Below are 20,308 nucleotides of genomic sequence, written 5' to 3'. Positions count from 1 at the left end.
ACATGTCGATCCGGACCACAGTGACCGGTGACCCGTCCGGCGTGTTCGCCACGGCGGAGTGGATACGCGGCGGGTTGGCCAGGGCCGTTACCGACACCGCCGACCGAGTGTTCACCGCCCGCAACCGCGCGGACTCCGGCTGGCAGGGCACCGCTGGGGAGGCGTTCCGTGACACGCTGACCCGAGGCGGGCGACTCGCGGACGAACTCGCCGGTGATGCCGAGGCGATAGCCGCCAGATTCGAGGAGGTCGCCGTCAGTCTACGGTGGACCCAGCGGGAAATGCGCCGCATCCGTTCCGAAGCCGTCGCGGCGGGACTTCCGGTCACCGAGCACACAGTGGAGGAGCCGGGGCCCGTGCCGCTCGATCCCGGCCCCGCACCGACGGGGAGCGCTGCCACCCCGGACGCGCTGCGAGCCCACGCCGACGCGGTGACAGCGAGGCAGACCATCGCGAACCGGCAGCGGGTGTACGAGTCACTGCGGGTGCAGGCCGAGTCCGTGTTCGCGGACTGGCGCGCCACCAGCGCCGACATCAGCAGTACAGCCGAGAACTTCCTCCGGAAGCAATGGCCCACCATCGGCAGTTCCGTGGTCGCGGCCGGTGAGAGCGCCGCGAACTACGACCGGTTCATCAAGTCCGGGCGGGTCGGGATGCTCGGTGACGAGGCGGCGCTGCGCAGCAGCTGGGCCGAAAGTGCCTGGCGCGCCGGTAACCGGGGCGAGTTCGAACGCCTGCTCGGCCAGTCCGACGAGTTCGCGGCACGGGCCGGTACCGCCTCCGACGACGTGGCCGCCTACGGCAGAACGATCGGCAGAGCGGGGCTGGCATTCAGCGGTGCGCTGACCGTGGGAGCGGTGGCCTACGACATGTCCAACGGCGAATCGGCCGTCCAGGCGGTTGCCTCCAACGGAGTGGGGCTGGCTTCCTCGGTGGTCGTAAGCTCGGCCGTGTCGGGAGCGTTGGCCGGGACCGCGGTGGGTGGCCCGGTCGGATTCGCGATCGGTGCCGGCGCCGGTGTGCTCGCCGGTGCGATCACCTCGGGAGCCGTGGACCACGCCTTCGAGGAGGGCAGTGACGATGTGCGGCGGTTGGCCGACGACGCGGGTGAGGCACTCGACTCGGGGATCGACGACGCGCGGGGTGTCGTCAGCGGCTTGGTCTGAATCGTCCGTTTCGCGTGTCCCGGATCGGTTTGTCGGCGCGTATCCTGGCCGAATGATCCCTTCGGAGGCGGGAGGCCGGATCGGCGGCGGTGCCGACGCCGAGGAGATAGCCGGACTGCTCGATCGGTTCCAGCGCGAGTTCGGCGACTTCACCCCGGGAGCGGTTCTGCTCGCAGAGCGGGTGCGCGCTCACCTCGCGTCGGAGGTTAGCGTTTTCGTGCTCGCCGCGCCGCGTCACGTGGGAGTGGCCCAGCTGCGGTTCCGCGATCACCTGTTCACCGCGAAGCCGGTGTGCCTGCTCGAGGAGTTCTACGTGGTGCCCGAGTATCGCGGGCGGGGTTACGGAGCCGCGGTCCTGAATGGCGCGATCCATTTCGCCCGGCAGCGTGGCGCGGCCACGATGGAGCTGGGCACGGCCCAGAACGACACGACGGCGCGAAAGCTCTACGAGAAGTCGGGGTTCACAAACCTCGAACGTGCGGGGTGCCCCGAGACACGGATGCTGTACTACGAACGTGAACTCTGATCGCGCTTCTTCGCCGGGGGGAACTTCCCGCCGGCTTGCGCTGTGGATGGTCCGATCTCGGGTGGCTGTCCTGCGACGTCGGTGGGTCGTGGGCGTCGATTCCGGATGGACACATGTCCTCCGAACGACGGCACCGGACCAGCGAAGTCCGGTGCCGTTTCGAGGGCGCGCTGCCCGAGCCGTCAGCCGCAGTGCTCGAACGGACTCGTGTACGACTCGGACCCCGCGGAGCCGCCCCACTGCACGCAGGTACCGGGTGCGTACTCGCGCACCGGCCCGGCGTAGTAGCCGTAGTTACCCGAGTCGGTGGACCTGCTACCGCCTGCCACCTCGAGGAAGGCCGAAGTAGAGGTGTCGCTGCCGATGTCGCTGGTCTTCAGCGTGACCACGCAGTTCTTCCCGTTGGAGCTGTTGTACATCAGGTGTATCCGCGCCTTGCTGCCGAGCGCGTGCGAGTCGATCTGCTCGTAGTCGTCGCCACAGACTTCCCCGGCGGTGTAGGGGTTGCCACCATCTCCGCAGTTCCGGCTCGTGTAGTCGCGACTGCCGAAGTAGTGGATTCGGCTGCCGTTCCAGTCGATACGCTGGGCAGTACCGTTGTAGCGCTCCTCGAAGTGCAGGTGCGAGCCGGTTGATCCACCGGAGTTGCCCACGTCACCGATCGTCTCGCCCTGCGCCACGGTCTCCCCGACGGACACGCGTTGCACGGACAGGTGCGCGTAGCGGGTAGTCCATCCGCCGCCGTGGTTGATCTCGATCCATCTGCCGTAGCTGGTGCTGCCCTCGTTCTCCACCCGGCTGACGGTGCCGGAGGCCGATGCCACCACGGTGTCGCCGTAGTCGTTGGCCCGGTTGAGGTCGACCGCGTTCTGCGGGCTGTGTCCGCTGCGGGTTTGTCCCTGCCAGGTCTGACCGCAAGGGAACGGCATCTGGAAGTTCGTCGCGGCCTCGGCCTCCTCCGCGCCTACGGTGAGGCCCCCGATGCCGAGCAGCAGACCGAATCCTGCCGAGGCGATTTTGCTGAGTTTCACTGTCGTCTTCCTCCGTGGTGGGTCAACCGATCAATCGGGACAGTGGGCATCGGTTCGCCGCGGCCGTGCGGCTCGGCGAGGTGGACGCTGTTGTCGTCACGGGGTGGTGCGGCCTCGATAAACCCGTTCCGTCTCAGCACCGCAAGCTCGTGCGGGCATCAGCCGAGGCGGAGCCCAGCGTTACGCTCCCCACCGCACGGGTGCACTCCGACAGGGTGCTCGCCCCGCTGGACCACGTCTCGACTCCGTAGCCACACCGCAGATCCCGCAACGTGCCACCGGTTTCGATGCTGGTGCAGACCCGGTAGCCCGAGTGATCGGCGCGGAATCCCTGCCAGACGTAGGTGTAGGCCCAGTTCTGGCCGCATCCCTTGAACTGTTTCACCGAGGCGGCGGTCTCCCCGTCCAGGGTGACGTAACCGGTGGAGCCGATCTTCGTGACACTCGAGCAGTACGGGTTGACCTCGGCGCTCGCCGGGGCGGCCATCGCGAAAACGCCTGCCAGCACGAGGGCTGTCGTACCGACCGCTCCGGTGATGCGGCCCAGGATCGTGTTGCCTGACACCAGTTGTCTCCTTCGGTTCGATCTTGTCGGGAATGTTGCGGACCAACTGTTGAAAGCATGTCGTCGTGCACTGGCGAATTCCTGACACCGCGCGTTCGACCGCCGTGCCTCGGAGTCGGCACCACCTGGTGACATTCGAAGTATTTTCGTGAAAAAGACCAGGTGGAAGCGTTGCTTACCACACTTCGCTGACAGTCCGGTGTCATCTCTCGTGTGGCTAGACTGACCGAGCTCGCACGGGCCGCTCCGGAAAGGACAGTCGCGATGTCTCCCTCCTGGGACTTTTCCGTTCTCGGTCCCCTCCGGATACGTCGCGACGGGGAGGTCGTGCCCCTGCGGTCCGCACTGCAGCGAGTCCTGCTCGCCGTGCTGCTGCTGCGTGCCGACCGGATCGTCCTGGCAGAGGAACTGATCGAACATCTCTGGGGCGACAACGTCACCGACAACACCAGGGCCAGGCTGCAGACCCATGTGATGCGCCTCCGACGCCGCCTCGATGATCCACAACTCCTTCGCACCGTTCCTGGCGGATACTCGATCACCCTTGCGGTCGAGCAGTTCGATCTCGGCCGGTTCCACGCGCTGCGTGCGGCGGCAGCTCGGTCCGAGCAGCACGGCGAGACCGCCGAAGAGCTCCGACTGCTCGGTGAGGCACTCGCCCTCTGGCGTGGCCGTCCCCTCGCCGACGTGTTCTCCCGGCGGCCGGACTGGATCGAAACGGAATCGCTCGACGAACTCCGTCTCGAGACCGTCGAGCGGCGAAACGAGCTCGAACTGGCCCGCGGCAACCACCATCGCGTCATCGACCAACTGCGGACGCTGGTGATCGAGCATCCGCTGCGTGAACGTTTCTGGGCACAGCTGATGCTCGCGTTGTACCGCTCCGGACAGACAGCCCAGGCGCTGGACACCTATCAGCGAGCCAGTACGGTTCTAGTGACCGAGCTGGGAGTGGATCCCAACACCGAACTGCGCGAACTGCACCTGAAGATCCTGACCGATTCCGGTGAGCCGCGCGCGCCGCGTTCGGTCCCGGCACGACTGCCACCCGCTGTCGCGGACTTCACCGGCAGAACACGTGAGGTCGCGAGACTGTGCGCTCTCCTCGACTCGAGCGGCCGGACGTGCACGATCACCGGGCCTGCCGGGGTGGGCAAGACCACCTTGGCCATCCACACCGCCCATCTCGTACGTCGGAGTTATCCGGACGGTCAGCTGTACCTGAACCTGCGCGGGGCCGACCGTGTCCCGATGAGTACCGCCGAGGCCCTCGAAAGGCTGCTGCGAGGCCTCGGCGTCGCCACGGAATCCTCCACCGGAGAAGTGGAGGAACTCGTCGAACTCTACCGCGACAGAGTCGCGAACCTGCGTGTCCTGCTCGTGCTGGACGAGGTGACTGGTGCGGAGCAGGTACGTCCGTTGCTTCCCAACACCACCGACTCGGTCGCCCTCCTCACCGGTCGCACCACGTTGGCAGGACTGGAAGCGGCGCATCGGGTACCGCTCGAAGTGTTTCCGGAGCGGGAAGCGCTGAGTCTGCTGGAAGAGACCGTCGGCGAGTCGCGCGTGCGGGCGGAGGCCGCCGCGGCCTCCGAGATCGTTCGGCTGTGCGGTTACCTCCCGTTGGCGTTACGCGCTGCCACGGTGCGGCTGCTCGCACGCCCACACTGGCGGTTGACGCAGCTCGCGAGCCGACTTTCCGAGGAATCACGCAGATTCGACGAACTGAACGTGAGCGACTTGGACGTGCGGGCCAGGCTGGCCTCCTGCTACGAGAAGCTGGACGAGCCCCATCGCCGTGCGTTTCGACTGTTCGCTCTGCTACGGGTTCCCGATTTCCCCAGGTGGGTGGCTGCTCCGTTGCTCGCCCGCGATCGCGACACCGCCGAGGACGTGTTGGAAACACTTGTCGACGAACGGCTTGTCGACTGCGTCGGGCGGGACCGGCTCGGCCAGGCACGCTACCGCGTACCCGAGCTGTTCGGCGTTCTCGCTCGTGAACTCGCTGCGGAAACGGATGTTCGAGGACCGTTCCTGCGGATGTTCGATCTCTGGTGGGATCTCGCCGCCCGGGCAGCCCGTTCGTTGCCGCGTCGGTTTCCGCTCTTCGCCCCCCTCGTTCGGCGCCACGAACCGTGGAACGTGACTCTGTCGGGCAGGTTGTTACGCGATCCGGAACTGTGGTTCGAGGTCGAGTGGCACGTCCTGCGAGCGGTGGTGTCGCAGAGCGCTGAGCTCGGGCTGCACGAGCAGGCGCACGGTCTGGTTATTGCTTCGGCGGTCTACTGCGACCTCCGAGCCCGCTTCGGGGACTGGGAACGCCTGAACCGCGTAGCACTGGGCCGCGTCGATGCGCGCACCGAGGCGCTCCTGCTCCAACAGCGTGGGGTCCTGCACGGGAGGCGACATCAGTTCTCGGAGGCCGAGAGTCTCCTCCAACTCTCCAGGAACCGTTTCGACGCGCTCGACGACGCTGAGGGTGCCGGCCACGCCTGCCGCGCCTTGGCGTGGTTGCAGCAGCAACAGGGTGGGACCGCTTCCGCTCGGGAGTACTACTCGCTGGCCGCCGGTTACTTCGAGGGCGCGGGGGAAGAGGGCATGCGTGCCGAGACGCACCGTGCCCTGCTCACCCTGGAATGAGCCCGAGATCACCCGAAAACCTGTTCGGTTCGGGCCGGGCGCCGCCACGGAAAGCAGCCGGAGCCGGACTACTCGCCACAACGGCTGTAACGGTCGGCCCCGCGTCACCGGTGCCGCGTGCCTCGCTCGGCCAGCACGGCCCGGTAACCCGCACGATAGTCGGGGTAGGTGAAGCGGAATCCCGATCCGAGGAGCCGATCGTTGCGGCACCGCTTGCCCGATCCGCCCGGCGCCGCCGAGTCGCGCACGGCGGGCGGAGCCGTGCCGAGCTCCTCGGCGAGGAAACGCAGTATTCGGGCGCGGTCGACCGGTTCGTGGTCCACCCCCATGTAGACCGGCGCGGGGTTCGTTACCTCCGTCGTGAGGTGCACGATGGCCGCGGCCGCGTCGTCGCGGTGGATGCGATTGGTGTAGCGCGGAGTGGGATCGACAGTGGCGGTGCCGTCACGAATCCGGTCGATCAGCGAGGTACGGCCGGGACCGTAGATCCCCGCCAGCCGCAGGGCGATCGCCTCGGGAAACCTGCTGTGCAGCCTCTCCTCGGCGGCCACGAGCATTTCGGCCGTCGCCGAAGCGGGTGCGGTCGGGGTGTGCTCGTCGACCGTGCCGTCGACATCGCCGTAGACCGCCGTTGACGACACGAACAGGATCCGTGGCCGGACTTCCGCCTCCTCGATCGCGTCGAGCACGTTGTTCAGACCGTCGAGATACGTCGAACGGTATCCCGCGGCCGTGCGCCGATCGGCGGTGAGCACGATGACGACGATGTCGGTGTCACCGGGTACGGCGGGGCGCTGCCTGGCGAGATCCACAGCCTGCCCCTCGATGTCCCCGGGAAGCACCTCCGGAGTGCGTCGTAGACCGAGCACGTGGTGCCCCGCGGCCGTGAAACGCAGGCCGGCCTCCGTGCCCAGATCACCGCATCCGGCGAGCAACACCCTCATCGTCGTCGCTTTCGATCGTCGTCAACCGTTCCACGTGGCCTGTCGGTATCGTCAACACTCCGCCGACGAGCGGGACCGCGCACCACGAAACACCCGTGAAGGGCGGGTGCGTGCGGTTCACCCCGTCTTGTCGGTGCTCGCGGAACCGACCGCCTCATTGATCATACGCTCGGCGACCTCGCGGAGTTTGATGTTGCTGCGCTGGGAATAGTCGACCAGGGTGGCGAAGGCCTGTTCCGCGCTGTAGCTGTGCAGCACCATGAGAATGCCCTTGGCCTGCTCGATCATCGGGCGCGACTCGAGGGCGGTGCGCAACTGCTCGGTGAGTCTTCGAGTGGCCAGGTAGCGCTGCCAGGTGCGCAGATGGCCCTCGATCGCGGTGGTGTAGAGATCCAGCACGGTCGCGTCCAGCTCGCGGTAGCCGTGGTCCTGCCGCGAATACAGGTTCACGGCCCCCTGGTACTCGTGGTCGATGAACAGCGGTGCGGACAGGTAACTGCCGAGCCCTGCCTCGGTGGCCGCGCTGGTGAACTCCGGCCAACGCTCCTTTGCCTCGGTGAGCTCGACTCGGACGATCTTTCCGGTTTCGGCGGATTGTAGCGAAGGCCCGTTGCCCGCTCGGTACTGCTCGGCGTCGACCTCGATCACCGTCTCGTCGGTGCAGACGAAGGTTTCCGGCCCGTTCTCCCGGTGTAGTGTGATTCCGGCCATGTCCACATCGGGTATGGCTCGCAACACCTGCCTGCACACCCGAGTCAGCAGTTCCTCGAGCTTCTCCTCGCGCTCCATGGAGTCGGTCACGGTTTCCAGGGCCCCGGTGATTTCCTCCAGCTGAGCCTGCCACTCCGTGTCCTGCGTCGGATACTGCTGCATTCGGGCCTTCCTTGCCGTGAGCTAGCCGAGGACGATCCTACTCGTGCGGCCGTGATGCTCCCGCGGAATCGCGTGCTGCCACCACGCGAGGTTCCACACGGATACGGAAGTCCCGTGGCAACCGAACCGGCAGCCGGTTGCACGGTCGGCGGTTCCCGTTACCGTTCCCCGTTCGACGGGAGTCCTGCGGACGCGGCGATTCCGGTGGAACCGATCCTTTCGGGCACGCGTTCCTCCGGGACGGCTTCCAGCGCGGATGTCACCGTCGGATGGCTCTCCAACACGGTGGTCAGCCCCGTCTGCCACATCGCTCGTCGAACCGCGTGTGTGGTTACGACCAACCGCAACAGCATACCCCGGTTGAACGCCTGGGAGTGGGCGTAGCGCAGCAGCTCCAGGCCGGAAACGTTCAGGAACTCCACGGCACCGAGATCGACAACCAGGAGTTGGGCGGTGGCCGACAGCCGGGGTAAAAGCACCTCCCGGAACCGCGTCACAGTGGTGGAATCCACCTCGCCCGCAGCGGTGAGCAGGATGGCGTCCGGCCCCGGGCGCGTGACTCGCAGCCGCAGCTTTTCGGAGCGCTCGACAGGCTTCTGCCGGGCCGGCTCGGGCACCAGGGGCGTGAAGAACGGGTCGGAGCCCGAGGAAACGGGGTGTTGTTCGAACGGTGTTGGCGTCATGGGTTTTCCTCTTTCCTGTATCGACGTGTGTCGTCGACCCAGGCGTGAAAGCCCGAAGCGGAACCGATCGAAACGAGGCCTGAGTCCGTGCCCGGCCTGAAGGCAGCCTTGCGAGCCTGGATCCAACGACACCCGTGCTCGGTGGAGATCCGAGCTGGATGTGGTCCGGCTGACTGCTCAACCTTCTCCACCGATCGTACCAGCGAACGTGGGGGTGGAACATCCGGATGTCACGGATATGTCACGGACATGACACAGCTCATAAGCCGCTGTTGAGACTCGCGGGTCCATCGTCGTGGGCCCGCTGGGAAAGGAAGGGCGCTCCCGCTGCTGGTTCGAACGGGAACACCCCACGTATCCCCGGGAAAACGTGGCTGTGGGTTCAACCTCGCCTCCCTCGGCCAAGTAGCGCCCGGGCGCACCGATGACCTGCCAACTAGGGTTTCCCGAAACGGGCCGCTCTACACATGGTGGGCGGGTCCGATTCGGAAATCCCGGTCCACCCCGTGAAGCAGTAGCGTGGTTCGTGCGCGAGAGGGAAAACACCCGCCAACATTGTGAATCGATTTCGTGATTTTGGTCCGGGCGGTGTTTCTCGGGATCTCCGTTGCGGTGCCAGTAGCTCGTTCGTGTGTTTCCCGGAGCGTGCGTTTGTCGATGTCCACGTTCGCTGTATACGCTTTTGATCAGGGAGTGCGATGCAAGCTTTCCGTGGTGTTCCTCGGTACCGGCTCGACCTCGCTTTGTTCGGAACGGGCGTTGACCGGGGCATGGCTGACCGGAGGGCACGGTGGAACAGCGTGATTCCGCGAAGGAGGTGTAAACATATGTTGCACGGGTTATAGCATCGCTGGTTACAGGGAGAACACATTTACCGTCCGGATGAACACCGCGCATCATCGGTCAGGATCAGGCGTGGGGGCGCGTGCGAGGGCGATCACCGATCGTTTATTTTCCGGCTGATGTTTTTCGTTGTGCAGCCGACTGACGTGACGCGTCCTGCGTCGGAAGCACCGAACATCCGTCTCGGGATCCTTTCAGGACCGAGGGAGTTTCGATGACACTGGGTTGGCTCGTGTGTTCATCCTGATCCGGTCGAGTGGTTCCGGTGCGTGAGTCGACTCCATCGCATGGGCACTGGGCACGTGGCTCAGATGGTTACTGGATGTGTCCGTAGTGCGGCGAGGAGCCGACTCGCGTGCCGGTAACCGACCGACGGGCGTACCCTTCCGTGAGTAACCCCGGCGCGCTCGGCACTACTACGGACTCTCCCAACTCTCCACTCGGGAGGAACTTCCGACGCGACGTAGTGATTGACCCGGTATTTGGTATCCAGCGGCGACAGCGGACAAGTCCTCGATGTGCTGAGCTACCGCACCGATCTTTCGGGAAGGGTTCGCAGGTAAGATCGCGGCAATTTTCGGTGAGTCGCCGAGCCCGATTTCCGCGCGGTCGCGGCGGGGGCGACCAAAGACAATCCACGTGAGGCGAGTCGGATTACTTCCATCGCGGCGTGCCTCTCGATAGTGATTCGATGCGTTTGTCGCGCATCACGGCGCTGTCCGCGCCGCGGGAATGCGGTCCACTGCCGAGAGCAGATCACGACCGCGCTACTTTCGGTATCGAATCGTTATTCCTGCTGGTTGGATTCGAACCGAAAATCCTACTGTTCTCCGTGAGGTCCGGAGAAGTGGCAGCGAACTCGTGAGTCGCTGGCATCACATTCCACAATCGGATTCCCGGTTATCGGTTACCGCTCGGGCTGCCTGCTCTCCGCACACGTGCTCAGGGTGGCACGGTTGCCGGACGCGTCCCGTGTGGCTGCTCCCGGGGACTCTATTGAGGTAGCCGTCTCGGGCGTGACATGCAGGCAGTCGTGTCCTCCGCACCCCGAAGGCAGATATTCCCTGGCGGGGGAGCCCGCGTCGACGGCGTGACCAGTGCGGAATCGAATTTAAGTTTCGCTAACAGATCTTGTAGGAAGATTCACTTGTGCTACTGTCATCTCGTTCGCATCGTTGAGGGAGACAACGAACTGTGGCTGTCGGAGTCGGGGGAAGGTTCCCGGCGGTCGCGACCGAGTGAGCCGGGAGCGGGGAGACGACGATGCGCGATCAGGACGTCCAGAGCGAGACAGTCCCTTCCGAGAGTCGAGCACGAGAAGAAGCCGAGGTTCCCGAGCCGCCCCTCGCCGGGGCCGATTCCGTGTGGAAGCCGCGCTCCTGGTTCGCCGAGATCGGACGCTGGCGTGCCGACCTCGTCAAGTGACTTCGCCGGGAAGTCGTACGACATCGAAGAGCGTGTGACTGATGAGCGGTGTCTTCGCGCGAATCGTTCTCAACCGCGGGCACCAGTGCTCGTGCCTTCGGTTTCGGTGAGCCTCGCGAAGTGACGCAGCATCCGTTCCGTGTCGGGCTCGACACCGGTGAACAGGCGGAACGAGTCCGCGGCCTGGAACACCGCCATGCGTCCGCCGTCCAGCACTCGACATCCCCTGGCGAGTGCGGTGCGCACCAGTTCGGTGCACAGCGGGCGATAGACCACTTCGGCGACCCACATCCCGGGGCGCAGTGATTCGGTCGGAACCGGCATCCCGGGGTGCTCGGCCATGCCCGTGGGGGTCGCGTGCACCAGGCCGTGAGCACGATCGAGGACATGTTTCGGCAGCATCCCGGCACGGTCCATCGAGGCGCTGTGGGCCCGGGTGGCGGAGCAACGTTCGTTGACGGCCTCTGCGAGCTCGGAGCTTCGGTCCGGATCGGCGTCGGCGATGTGGAGTGAGCCGGTTCCGAGCGTCGCCAGCGCGTGTGCGACGGCCGAGCCGGCTCCGCCCGCTCCGAGTAGCACCACGGTGCCGAGCGGAGCGTTCGGCAGTCCGCTGTCCAGCGCGCGAGCGAAGCCGGACCAGTCGGTGTTGTGCCCGACGGATCCGCGGCTGTCGAAGACGACGGTGTTGACGGCGTGCAGTGCCGCCGCGTTCGGGGAGAGCTCGTCGAGGTGCTCGGTCGCGACTCGTTTGTACGGATGAGTGATGTTGAGCCCGTCGAAGCCGCAGCCGCGGGCGGCCCGCAGCAACTCGCCGAACGCATCGCCGGGGTGATCGTTCGGGTCGAGATCGAACCGGCGGTAAAGGTAGCGGAGCCCCAGTGCGTCCGCTTCCCGGTGGTGCAGCGCAGGGGACAGGGACGGCCCGATTCCGGAACCGATCAGTCCCGTGAGGTGGCCGGGTGTGTCGGACATACGGATCTTCCTCAAGGGGTGTTCGGGATCTGCTGAGGCAGGTGCGGATCAGTTGGTGAACGTACCAGATAGTTAAAAAAGTGACGAGCTGCCGCGCCTCCGGTGGACGAGTCCTCGGCACGCATCCGAGCGGTGGCGGAACCCCGCGTGCGCCAACACCGGGGGTGCCCCCGATCCGAACGGGCACGGTGGGGTGCGGGAGAGCCCTACTAGGGTTGGATAACCCGATGTTCGCGGCGGTATAGGGGGAGCGGTGGATCCATCGTCGTTCGACGAGCCACATCCGGAAGCGGCCACGCACACCGCCGAGCGAGTGCGCGACGCGGATCGCACCCGGGCCGACATTCTCGACGTCGCCACCACCGAGTTCTCCGAACAGGGGTATGCGGGAGCCCGAGTGGACGAGATCGCGGCCAAGACGCGTACCACCAAGCGGATGATCTACTACTACTTCCACAGCAAGGAGAATCTCTACCTGGCTGCTCTGGAACGCGCCTACGAGGTGATCAGGGCGAGCGAGCGGGAAGTGGACGTCCAGGGGCTCGGTCCCCGGGAGGCCATCCGGCGGTTGGCGGAGCTGACCTTCGACCACCACGAGTCGCATCCCCACTTCATCCGACTCGTCACGATCGAGAACATCCACGGTGCCAAGCACATCGCCAAGTCGGAAAGTCTTCCGGGGCTGGCCGATCCCGCGCTGGAGGTGCTGAGCGAGATCCTGCGCAGTGGGCGCGCGGCAGGCGAGTTCCGCGATGATGTGGATGCCCTCGACGTGCACATGATGATCAGTGCCTTCTGTGTGTTCCGCACCGCCAACCGGCACACGTTCAAGGCGATTTTCGATCGCGACATGCTGGATCCGAAGCACCGCGAGCACTACCGCACCATGCTCGGCGACATGGTGCTGGACTATCTGACCGCTCGCTGAAGCGAGCGGGTCGCGGCGACGAGGGCTTGACACAGGGCGTGAGCCACCCCACGCTGCTGTATTTAACTAACTAGTTAATACGTAGCCCATCACCTGTAGCCGATCCGAGCGGATTCCCGTCACCACGGGACCGGTGGTTCGGCGCACGAGCGGAGTTCGCCCTCACCTGTGCGAACCGGAGCTCGGCACACGGAATCGGGGCTCGGCACACGGAACCGGAAAGGGTCGGGACCGCGCCCCTGGCCGACCACACTGCGACACGGCGACGAAGGAGCCACCGTGAGCGATTACGCGGATGCCTCGACGGAGCGAGGGATGAGCCCGGAGGCAGGAAGACCGCGCAGAGCGGCACTGGCGGGATGGATCGGCAGCGCACTCGAGTATTACGACTTCTTCATCTACGGTACGGCGGCCGCCCTGGTGTTCCAGCGGATCTTCTTCCCGGAGGCCGACCCGGTGACCGGCACCCTGCTCTCCCTCGCGACCTTCGGAGTGGGGTACGTGGCGCGCCCGCTGGGCGCGCTGTTCCTCGGGCACTTGGGGGATCGGCTCGGGCGAAAGCGGGTGCTCGTACTGACCCTGCTGTTGATGGGGGTGTCCACGTTCCTGGTGGGATGCCTTCCCACCTACCACGACATCGGAGTGGCCGCCCCGATCGCGCTCGTCGTGCTGCGGTTGCTGCAGGGAGTTTCGGCAGCCGGTGAACAGGCCGGTGCCAACTCGATGACCCTCGAGCACTCACCCGAGAACAACCGCGCCTACTACACGAGCTTCACGCTCAGCGGCACCCAGGGTGGTCAGATCCTGGCAACGGCCGTGTTCCTGCCGATCGCGGCACTTCCGGAGGAGCAGCTGTTCGCATGGGGGTGGCGAATCCCGTTCTGGATCAGCGCAGTGGTCGTGCTCATCGGCTTCGTCATTCGCCGGACCCTCGACGAGACCCCCGAGTTCAAGAAGGAGGTTTCCGGCAGCGAGGTCGCGCAACTGCCGACAGCGGTGCTGTTCCGGGACCACTGGGGTGCCGTGCTGCGTATCGTCGTCGCCGCCGTTATCGCTTCGGTAAGCACGATTTTCACGGTGTTCGCTCTCGATTACGCGGTCAGTATCGGCGTGGACCGCACTTTCATGCTCTGGGTGGGCGTGCTGGCCAACATCACCGCGCTGTTCGCCATTCCACTGTGTGCGAAGCTGGCCGACCGTATCGGACGCAAACCCGTGTTCATCGCCGGATCGTTGGGCAGCGGCGTGCTCATGTTCGCCTATCTGTGGTCCATATCCGTGGACAACAGGGCGCTCATCCTGGTGTTCGGCATAGTGATGTTCGGTGTCGTCTACAGTGCCGCGAACGGGGTGTGGCCCGCCTTCTACGGGGAGATGTTCACCACCAGGGTGCGGTTGTCCGGAATGGCGATCGGCACCCAGGTCGGCTTCGCCATCGCGGGTTTCATGCCGAGCCTGGCGGTGTGGTTGGCCGGTTCCGGTGAACGGAGCTGGCTCGGTGTCTCGGTGTTCGTCGGCGTGCTCTGCGTGGTCAACGCGCTCGCGGTGGCCTCAGGGAAGGAAACCCACCGGGTACCGACCGCCGAGCTCGGCCGGAAACCCGACAGGGAGAGCACGCGGGAGCCTGCCGTCTCGGGGAGTGTGTGAACACCGGGTCTTCGGGGGCGGTGGCCCGGATGGGCCGCGCGGTCGTGGACGGTCCCGGCACGCGCCGGCCACCGCCGAGTCCGAAGGCCGGGTAGCCCCTCGCGGGGCCACCCAACAGGTAATGGGGACACCGGAACGCCGCTCGCGCGGGGCCTGGCAGCTGCCGCCCCACCGGCCGCTACCAGGGGAAAGCCACGTTGTTGTTGAGCGTGTTCTTGCGGATCTCGCCCGCCTGGGCGACGAGTACCACGGCGGCAGGATCGGCCAGCCCCGCGATGTCGCGCAGCGGGTCGACGTCGGTCACCACGAAGTCCGCGAGCATGCCGGGGCACAGCGTTCCCACCTGGTCTTCCAACCCCAGTAGTCGTGCCGAGTCTCCGGTTCCGGCCGTGATCGCCCGCAGCGGGCTCAGCCCGACATCGACGAGATGCCGCAACTCGTCCAGGTTGTTCGCGTGGGGGCCGATCCCGGAATCGGTTCCCAGCACCACCGGGACACCCGCCGCCACGGCTTCGGCGATGTTGGACCGGCAGCGATCCGCCCAGCGGTGCTTCTGCTGCCACAGGTAGTCCGGCACGGTGCCGCGTTCCGGCATCCGCAGTGCCGCCGAGAGGGTGGGGACCAGTACGGTCCCGTTGCGCAGCATCAGTTCGCTGCCGTACCGGTCGAGTCCGTAACCGTGTTCGAGGCTGGTCACGCCCGCACGCAGCGCGTTGTGGATTCCGACGGTTCCCTGCGAGTGCGCGGCCACGCCGTCCCGGTGGCGCTCCGCTGCCTCGCCGACCACGATCCCGATGGTTTCCTCGTCCAAGCCCACGTCCTCCGGCTCGTCCGACGGTGTCGACATCCCTCCGGTCGCGCAGACCTTGAGCCAGTCCGCCCCGTCGCGGAGCAGCGCCCGTGATTCCCGGCGGGCCTGCTCCGGCGTGTCCACAATGCTTCCGAGCCCCGGATCCGGGCACGAGCCGTCGGGCAGGGTGAAATCGGAATGCCCACCGGTCGGACCCAACATGCGGCCCGCCACCCGCAGCCGGGGGCCTTCGAGCAGCCCTCGTTGCTGGGCCTGTCGATACCCAGCGTCGATACCGCCGAGGTCGCGTGCGGTCGTGATTCCCGCGTGCAGTGTTTCCCGCATCCGGTGGGCGGTCTCGAAGCTTCGCAGGCTCGGTGCTGCCGCCAGGTCCCGCAGGGACGACATCATGTTTCCACCCAGGCCGAAGTGCACGTGGCAGTCGAAAAAGCCCGGCAGCAACGTGTGCCCCGACAGGTCGACCACCGGTGTCTCTTCCCGGGGCGGGGCCCCGCCCGCCGCTCCCGCGTAGGTGATCCTTCCCCCGCTGTCGACGATCAGCACGGACTCGGGGACCGGATCCTCACCGGTGCCGTCGATCAGTACCGCACCCTCGTAACGTGCGCTGACTCCGTTCGGTGCGCTCAACTGGTCACCGTCCCCGGTGGATGCATGGTTTCGACCAAGCTGCCACGAGCCGTTCGGCCGTGCATTCCGAACGAGTGGCACCCGGTCCTGCCGTGCTCGTTCGGACCGGGTGTCTTCGGTGGTTTCGCCGTTCGCTTCCACCGAAGCGGTCGCTACGGGATCGCGCGGCGGATCGTCAGGTATCCGGCAGCGGCGAACACCACTGCCAGCCCCAGCGGGTAGGCGAACAGCAGCGCCAGGGGTGACTGTTCGACGAAGAAGGCCCCGACCGAGCCCCACCATCCCCGCCAAGTGGCCAGAAAGGCGAACAGTACGCCCAGCAGGCCGGTGCTGATCACTACCGTGTAGACCCCCAGCTGCCCCCACCGCTTGAACACGAGGCCGACCCAGACGCCGATGAACGACAGCAGTAGGAACGGCGCGGTGTAGATCAGCAACTGCAGCAGCGGATTGTCCCGCACCAGGAAGGGGATTCCAAAGAACCGCATCCCCAGTCCCCAGCCGTCGGTACCGGCCTCGATCAGCTTCAGCAGGGTCAGCAGAACTCCGTAGAGCAGTGACTGCCCCAGCACCACCAGTGTCGTGGCACCGAAGAACGTACGTCGGGTGACGCTGAGCCCGGCGGCGAACGGAAAGACCTGGGTCATGGTCTGCAGATGCACCGACAGCAGGACGAAATAGATCGACATTAACGCCCCGCTGACCGGTTCACTCGCCTGGGCCGAGTCGCTGATCATCGCGAAGATCGCCAGATTGGTGAGAAACGCCAACCCGAGTACCAGCAGTGGCAGGCCGAGCATGACGGGAACGTTGACCAGTTGGATCCGGCTGACGTTGAGTAGGCGCCTCATGAGCGGGTTTCCTTGTTGTTCGCGGCGCCGACGAACTGTTCACCGGTCGCCTGGCGGGTGGTCTGTACGACGAGTTGTTGCAGGGAGACCGGCTCCACGTGCAGATCCTCCGGGGGGTGTTCGGGAAGCGCGCCGCTGAGGGTGACCCGGAGGAAACCACCGAGTTCTTCCCGGTACAGCTCGGTGTGGTTCGCCGCGAACTCCGCCACGGCCCGCGCCGGTCCGGTTACCGTGACCGTGCCGGCACGAAGTTTGTCCGTGTCCTCGTCGAGCAGTACCCGACCCTTCTCCACGAGGGTGACGTGTTCCAACAGGTCACTGATCTCGTCGATGAGGTGGGTGGACAGCACGATGGTGCGCGGATGCTCGGCGTAGTCGGCGAGCAGCCGGTCGTAGAACCGGTGCCGCGCCACCGCGTCCAGGCCCAGGTACGGCTCGTCAAAGAAGGTCAGCGGTGCACGCGAGGCCAGTCCGATGATGATGCCCACCGTCGACATCTGGCCGCGGGAGAGTTTCCTGATACGTCGTTTCAGCGGCAGCGCGAACTCCTCCACCAGCTCCTCGGCGAGTTCCGCGTCCCAGTTGTCGTAGACCAGGCTCGCCGCGGTCAGCGCGTGATGGACCGCGAACATCTCGGGATACTTCTGCGATTCCTTGATGAAGCAGACGTCGCGCAGCACCCTCTCGTTCTCGTAGGGGTGCTCACCGAAAACCTCCACTTTTCCGGAGGTCTCGAAATTCTGCCCGGTGAGAATCTGCATGATCGTCGTTTTTCCCGCGCCGTTGCGGCCGAGCAGTCCGTGAATCCGGTTCTCGGTGAATCCCAGTGACACGTCGTCGAGTGCGACGAAGTCGCCGTAGCGTTTGCTCGTCCCGCTCATGCCGGCTACCATCATGCCTCTTCCCTCCAGGCGTCGATCATCTTCTTTAGATCCTCGGCGTCCATCCCCAGCTTCTGTGCCTCGCCGAGCAGCGGCGCGATGAACTTCCGACCGAAGTCCTGCCTGCGGCGTTCCAGTAACTGCTCGCGTGCCCCGCCTGCCACGAACATTCCGATCCCCCTTCGCTTGTAGAGCACCCCGTCACTGACCAACTGGTTGATCCCGTTCGCCGCGGTCGCGGGATTGATCCGGTGGAACGCGGCGAGCTCGTTGGTGGAGGGAACCCGTGTCTCCTCGGGCAGTGAGCCGTCGATGATCGAGCCCTCGATCTGCTCGGCTATCTGGAGAAACAGCGGGCGGCCATCGTCCATCACGTCCACCACCGTCGTGCGAACCAGTTAGTTGGTTCATTAGTCATGTAGGTAACCATGTCACCAACTTACCGTCGAGTCAACCCACGGCACCCGAACCGAGCTGTTTGCGGGGCAGCTCACCGCGCCAACGGCGCGTGAAACGAGGCGGCACCTGCAACGAGGCGGGGAGCGGTGGGAGTCTTTGGACTCTGGTGGGGAAGCGACCGAGGGGAGCAAGGTCGGAAGTGGGGGCACCGGGGCTGCTGTCGAAGATGAGCCCGGCGCCGTCGACGCCGTGTACCAGGGCGGCGAGTGCGAACGGAATTCCGGCGCCGGGATCCGTGCTCCTGGAGGAGTCATGAGACACGCCGAGACGCACCTGAAGCTGCACCAATTGTTCAACGAGCGGCAATTCGACGACATGGACGCCTACGTCGGTGAGCAGTACGCCTATATCGACCACGCCCGGGGAATCACCATGCACTCGCTCGACGAGTTCAAGGACTGGATGAGGGAGTGGACCACCGCCTTCTCCGACGCTCACGTGCTCGGCGAGTCGTTTGTCGAGGGAGAGAACGTCTCCGTGGCCTACTTCCACGGGCGTGGGGAGAACGACGGCCCGATGGGGTCACTGCCCGCGACGCGACGGCAGATGGACATCCCCTTCTGCGAGACGCTGCGCTACGACCAGCAGGGCAGGGTCATCGGTGGCGAGGTCTACTACGACCAGCTGGGCATTCTCACCCAGCTGGGACACATCGAGAGTTCGAAACTGACCGGGACGGCCTGAACCGATGGGGCTTCCCGAGTTCTCGTGAGTGGTCCGCGTGGCGGGCGGCCGTTCCGAGCGGCTTGCCCGGCCACGCGTGACCTGTCCGGTGTGATGTCGGTCGTACGGGGCGCTCAGTGCGCCGTCTCGTCGCCGCGTGCCCGCAGCCTGGATTCGTGCGTGGGTGCCTCGGGCACGTGCGAGGGCTTGAGCGCGTCGAACTCCTTACGAAGGACCGGGACCACTTCCTCCCCGAGCATGTCCAGCTGTTCCAGCACGGTCTTGAGCGGCAGTCCAGCGTGGTCGATGAGGAACAGTTGGCGCTGGTAGTCGCCGACGTACTCCCGGAAGGACAGGGTTCGGTCGATGACCTGTTGCGGACTGCCCACGGTCAGCGGGGTTTGTGAGCTGAACTCCTCCAGCGAGGGTCCGCCGCCGTAGACCGGCGCGTCGTCGAAGTAGGGGCGGAACTCGGCCACCGCGTCCTGGGAGTTGCGGCGCATGAACACCTGACCGCCGAGACCGACGATCGCCTGGTCGGCCGATCCGTGCCCGTAGTGCTCGAATCGTTGCCGGTAGACCTCGACCATCCGCTTGGTGTGCTCCGGTGGCCAGAAGATGTGGTTGTGGAAGAAGCCGTTGCCGTAGTAAGCGGCCTGCTCGGCGATCTCGGGGCTGCGGATGGAGCCGTGCCAGACGAACGGCGGCAGATCGTCCAGCGGTCGAGGCGTGGCGGTGAACCCCTGCAGCGCAGTACGGAACTCGCCCTGCCAGTCAACCACTTCCTCGTGCCACAACCGGTGCAGCAGGTGGTAGTTCTCGATCGCCAGCGCGAGTCCCTGCCGGATGTCCTGCCCGAACCACGGATACACCTGGGGCTGATTACCCCGCCCCAGCATGAGGTCCACCCGACCGTCGGCCAAGTGTTGCAGCATGGCGAAGTCCTCGGCGATCTTGACCGGATCGTCCGTGGTGATCAGCGTCGTCGAGGTCGAAAGGATCAGCCGTTCGGTCCGCGCCGCGACATACCCCAGCATGGTTGTGGGGGAGGAGGGCACGAACGGCGGGTTGTGGTGCTCACCGGTGGCGAACACGTCCAACCCGACCTCCTCGGCCTTGCGGGCGATGGCCACCATCGCCTTGATCCGCTCGTGCTCGGTGGGAGTTCGGTTGGTGGTCGGGTCCGGCGTGACGTCGCCGACGGTGAAGACTCCGAACTGCATAAACCCGACCTCTCGGTGCGCTTGGACAATGGTTTCCGCGTCGAGAACACGGCAGCGGCCCCCGGTTGTTCCGGGATGTCGCCTTCGTTACAACGTTGCGATTCAGGCCGAGGTGACCCGTACCGTCTCCGCTCCGACACTGACCCGGTCACCTGGTGACAACTGCCTGCCACGTCGCGTCTCCGGCTCGTCGTTTACCAGGACCTCCCCGTCCTGGATCAGGCTTTTCGCCTCGCCGCCGTGTTCGACCAGCCCCGCCAGCTTCAGCAGCTGCCCGAGCCGAATGGTGCCCTCGCCGATCTCCACGTCCTCCATGCGTGCGATTGTCCCCGACCTCTTCGTCGTTCGACGAACCGTTCCGGGACTGTCCCGACGGGCGCACCGTGGGGCGCACCGTTGGGGTGCGTCGCTGGGCCGCGCGGTGCGTAGCCCGGTCCGAGTCCTTCGGGGTCTCGTGAGAGCGGACGGAGCGGGTCTTGCCCCGTTCGGTGCTCGTCGCGGGTTTCGGCGTTTCGCCGTGCGGGCCGTGGTCAGCCCTGTTCGGGATCGC

Annotated in this window: 19 protein-coding genes; 7 read left to right on the top strand and 12 right to left on the bottom strand. The window is 65.8% G+C overall.

Annotated features, from left to right (window positions below; genetic code table 11):
- The first annotated feature begins 2 nt into the window (after window positions 1–2).
- Entirely contained in the window at window positions 3–1,166 is a 1,164-nt protein-coding gene (locus tag ACOQFL_RS09805; protein ID WP_435543788.1) for a hypothetical protein, read from the top strand.
- Window positions 1,167–1,218: 52 nt separating this feature from the next.
- The gene (locus tag ACOQFL_RS09800) at window positions 1,219–1,692 is read left to right on the top strand and encodes a GNAT family N-acetyltransferase (RefSeq protein ID WP_435543787.1); all 474 of its coding nucleotides are present in this window, start codon (window positions 1,219–1,221) and stop codon (window positions 1,690–1,692) included.
- Window positions 1,693–1,874: 182 nt separating this feature from the next.
- Here the strand turns inward: ACOQFL_RS09800 and ACOQFL_RS09795 are convergent, their stop codons facing one another.
- A complete protein-coding gene (locus ACOQFL_RS09795) occupies window positions 1,875–2,723 on the bottom strand; it encodes a M23 family metallopeptidase (RefSeq protein WP_435543786.1) in 849 nt (282 codons plus the stop codon).
- Window positions 2,724–2,856: 133 nt separating this feature from the next.
- Window positions 2,857–3,288, bottom strand: coding sequence for a hypothetical protein (locus ACOQFL_RS09790; RefSeq protein ID WP_435543785.1), 432 nt, complete (start codon window positions 3,286–3,288; stop codon window positions 2,857–2,859).
- A 327-nt stretch (window positions 3,289–3,615) separates the two neighbouring features.
- Here ACOQFL_RS09790 and ACOQFL_RS09785 point away from each other — a divergent pair, with 327 nt between their 5' ends.
- Window positions 3,616–5,928, top strand: a complete 2,313-nt coding sequence (locus tag ACOQFL_RS09785) for an AfsR/SARP family transcriptional regulator (protein ID WP_435543784.1) — start codon at window positions 3,616–3,618, stop codon at window positions 5,926–5,928.
- 104 nt (window positions 5,929–6,032) lie between these two features.
- Here ACOQFL_RS09785 and ACOQFL_RS09780 read toward each other — a convergent pair whose 3' ends face one another.
- From ACOQFL_RS09780 to ACOQFL_RS09770, 3 genes are all read right to left on the bottom strand, one after another.
- Window positions 6,033–6,872 carry an NAD-dependent epimerase/dehydratase family protein gene (locus ACOQFL_RS09780; RefSeq protein ID WP_435543783.1) on the bottom strand — a complete coding sequence of 280 codons (840 nt, stop codon included), beginning with the start codon at window positions 6,870–6,872 and terminating at the stop codon, window positions 6,033–6,035.
- 117 nt (window positions 6,873–6,989) lie between these two features.
- On the bottom strand, window positions 6,990–7,745 hold the full coding sequence (locus tag ACOQFL_RS09775) for an ANTAR domain-containing protein (protein WP_435543782.1): 756 nt from the start codon (window positions 7,743–7,745) through the stop codon (window positions 6,990–6,992).
- A gap of 158 nt (window positions 7,746–7,903) precedes the next feature.
- A complete protein-coding gene (locus ACOQFL_RS09770) occupies window positions 7,904–8,428 on the bottom strand; it encodes an STAS domain-containing protein (RefSeq protein WP_435543781.1) in 525 nt (174 codons plus the stop codon).
- A gap of 2,106 nt (window positions 8,429–10,534) precedes the next feature.
- Between ACOQFL_RS09770 and ACOQFL_RS09765 the strand changes: the two genes are divergently transcribed.
- Window positions 10,535–10,696 (top strand): hypothetical protein, encoded by a 162-nt coding sequence (locus tag ACOQFL_RS09765; protein WP_435543780.1) that lies wholly within the window; start codon window positions 10,535–10,537, stop codon window positions 10,694–10,696.
- Between the two features lie 69 nt (window positions 10,697–10,765).
- Here the strand turns inward: ACOQFL_RS09765 and ACOQFL_RS09760 are convergent, their stop codons facing one another.
- Window positions 10,766–11,668 carry a shikimate dehydrogenase gene (locus tag ACOQFL_RS09760; RefSeq protein WP_435543779.1) on the bottom strand — a complete coding sequence of 301 codons (903 nt, stop codon included), beginning with the start codon at window positions 11,666–11,668 and terminating at the stop codon, window positions 10,766–10,768.
- Between the two features lie 253 nt (window positions 11,669–11,921).
- Here ACOQFL_RS09760 and ACOQFL_RS09755 point away from each other — a divergent pair, with 253 nt between their 5' ends.
- Together ACOQFL_RS09755 and ACOQFL_RS09750 are read left to right on the top strand one after the other, a co-directional pair.
- Window positions 11,922–12,596: a TetR/AcrR family transcriptional regulator gene (locus ACOQFL_RS09755; RefSeq protein WP_435543778.1), complete on the top strand. Its 675-nt coding sequence runs from the start codon at window positions 11,922–11,924 to the stop codon at window positions 12,594–12,596.
- A gap of 315 nt (window positions 12,597–12,911) precedes the next feature.
- Window positions 12,912–14,243 (top strand): MFS transporter, encoded by a 1,332-nt coding sequence (locus ACOQFL_RS09750; protein ID WP_435543848.1) that lies wholly within the window; start codon window positions 12,912–12,914, stop codon window positions 14,241–14,243.
- A gap of 178 nt (window positions 14,244–14,421) precedes the next feature.
- Here ACOQFL_RS09750 and ACOQFL_RS09745 read toward each other — a convergent pair whose 3' ends face one another.
- From ACOQFL_RS09745 to ACOQFL_RS09730, 4 genes are all read right to left on the bottom strand, one after another.
- A complete protein-coding gene (locus tag ACOQFL_RS09745) occupies window positions 14,422–15,681 on the bottom strand; it encodes a metal-dependent hydrolase family protein (RefSeq protein WP_435543777.1) in 1,260 nt (419 codons plus the stop codon).
- A 152-nt stretch (window positions 15,682–15,833) separates the two neighbouring features.
- The gene (locus ACOQFL_RS09740) at window positions 15,834–16,532 is read right to left on the bottom strand and encodes a hypothetical protein (RefSeq protein WP_435543776.1); all 699 of its coding nucleotides are present in this window, start codon (window positions 16,530–16,532) and stop codon (window positions 15,834–15,836) included.
- Window positions 16,529–17,428 carry an ATP-binding cassette domain-containing protein gene (locus ACOQFL_RS09735; protein WP_435543775.1) on the bottom strand — a complete coding sequence of 300 codons (900 nt, stop codon included), beginning with the start codon at window positions 17,426–17,428 and terminating at the stop codon, window positions 16,529–16,531. Before ACOQFL_RS09735 ends, ACOQFL_RS09740 begins: the two co-directional genes overlap by 4 nt.
- The gene (locus ACOQFL_RS09730) at window positions 17,425–17,784 is read right to left on the bottom strand and encodes a GntR family transcriptional regulator (RefSeq protein ID WP_092973640.1); all 360 of its coding nucleotides are present in this window, start codon (window positions 17,782–17,784) and stop codon (window positions 17,425–17,427) included. The genes ACOQFL_RS09735 and ACOQFL_RS09730 overlap by 4 nt, the downstream gene beginning before the upstream one ends.
- A gap of 340 nt (window positions 17,785–18,124) precedes the next feature.
- Here ACOQFL_RS09730 and ACOQFL_RS09725 point away from each other — a divergent pair, with 340 nt between their 5' ends.
- Window positions 18,125–18,556, top strand: coding sequence for an ester cyclase (locus tag ACOQFL_RS09725; protein WP_435543774.1), 432 nt, complete (start codon window positions 18,125–18,127; stop codon window positions 18,554–18,556).
- A gap of 113 nt (window positions 18,557–18,669) precedes the next feature.
- Here ACOQFL_RS09725 and ACOQFL_RS09720 read toward each other — a convergent pair whose 3' ends face one another.
- Window positions 18,670–19,758 (bottom strand): LLM class flavin-dependent oxidoreductase, encoded by a 1,089-nt coding sequence (locus ACOQFL_RS09720; RefSeq protein WP_435543773.1) that lies wholly within the window; start codon window positions 19,756–19,758, stop codon window positions 18,670–18,672.
- Window positions 19,759–19,860: 102 nt separating this feature from the next.
- Window positions 19,861–20,073 (bottom strand): RNA-binding S4 domain-containing protein, encoded by a 213-nt coding sequence (locus ACOQFL_RS09715; protein WP_435543772.1) that lies wholly within the window; start codon window positions 20,071–20,073, stop codon window positions 19,861–19,863.
- Between the last annotated feature and the right edge of the window lie 235 nt (window positions 20,074–20,308).

Source organism: Actinopolyspora sabaoui, assembly GCF_051225635.1.
Taxonomy (GTDB): Bacteria; Actinomycetota; Actinomycetes; order Mycobacteriales; family Pseudonocardiaceae; genus Actinopolyspora.
The sequence above is the reverse complement of the archived record's forward strand: the minus strand, read 5'-3'. Positions and strand labels throughout refer to the sequence as shown.

Coding starts and splice junctions, on each gene's coding strand:
- ACOQFL_RS09725 (WP_435543774.1), top strand. CDS start 18,125: ATGAGACACGCCGAGACGCACCTGAAGCTGCACCAATTGTTCAACGAG.
- ACOQFL_RS09720 (WP_435543773.1), bottom strand. CDS start 19,758: ATGCAGTTCGGAGTCTTCACCGTCGGCGACGTCACGCCGGACCCGACC.
- ACOQFL_RS09800 (WP_435543787.1), top strand. CDS start 1,219: ATGATCCCTTCGGAGGCGGGAGGCCGGATCGGCGGCGGTGCCGACGCC.
- ACOQFL_RS09770 (WP_435543781.1), bottom strand. CDS start 8,428: ATGACGCCAACACCGTTCGAACAACACCCCGTTTCCTCGGGCTCCGAC.
- ACOQFL_RS09730 (WP_092973640.1), bottom strand. CDS start 17,784: ATGGACGATGGCCGCCCGCTGTTTCTCCAGATAGCCGAGCAGATCGAG.
- ACOQFL_RS09765 (WP_435543780.1), top strand. CDS start 10,535: ATGCGCGATCAGGACGTCCAGAGCGAGACAGTCCCTTCCGAGAGTCGA.
- ACOQFL_RS09760 (WP_435543779.1), bottom strand. CDS start 11,668: ATGTCCGACACACCCGGCCACCTCACGGGACTGATCGGTTCCGGAATC.
- ACOQFL_RS09805 (WP_435543788.1), top strand. CDS start 3: ATGTCGATCCGGACCACAGTGACCGGTGACCCGTCCGGCGTGTTCGCC.
- ACOQFL_RS09750 (WP_435543848.1), top strand. CDS start 12,912: ATGAGCCCGGAGGCAGGAAGACCGCGCAGAGCGGCACTGGCGGGATGG.
- ACOQFL_RS09775 (WP_435543782.1), bottom strand. CDS start 7,745: ATGCAGCAGTATCCGACGCAGGACACGGAGTGGCAGGCTCAGCTGGAG.
- ACOQFL_RS09740 (WP_435543776.1), bottom strand. CDS start 16,532: ATGAGGCGCCTACTCAACGTCAGCCGGATCCAACTGGTCAACGTTCCC.
- ACOQFL_RS09780 (WP_435543783.1), bottom strand. CDS start 6,872: ATGAGGGTGTTGCTCGCCGGATGCGGTGATCTGGGCACGGAGGCCGGC.
- ACOQFL_RS09735 (WP_435543775.1), bottom strand. CDS start 17,428: ATGATGGTAGCCGGCATGAGCGGGACGAGCAAACGCTACGGCGACTTC.
- ACOQFL_RS09715 (WP_435543772.1), bottom strand. CDS start 20,073: ATGGAGGACGTGGAGATCGGCGAGGGCACCATTCGGCTCGGGCAGCTG.